At 63.2% G+C, this 201-nt stretch carries 1 pseudogene; it reads left to right on the forward strand.

Annotated elements, in window-relative coordinates:
- Nucleotides 1-201, forward strand: a pseudogene (locus IM284_RS23040) (ABC transporter ATP-binding protein); the annotation flags it as partial.

Below are 201 nucleotides of genomic sequence, written 5' to 3' on the forward strand. Positions count from 1 at the left end.
ACGCCCGCCTGCGCAATCAGATCCTCGAGCTGCTGGTGCAGCAGTGCGAAGAACGCCAGATGGCGATGCTGTTAATCAGCCACGATCTTCCGCTGGTGGCGGAGCACTGCGACCGCGTGCTGGTGATGTATCAGGGTGAAAAGGTCGATGAGATGGCGGCGAACCGGCTCCCGCAGGCGACGCATCCGTACACGCGCACCC

Source organism: Enterobacter cloacae complex sp. P12RS, assembly GCF_014895875.1.
In the GTDB taxonomy this organism is placed as follows: domain Bacteria; phylum Pseudomonadota; class Gammaproteobacteria; order Enterobacterales; family Enterobacteriaceae; genus Enterobacter; species Enterobacter bugandensis.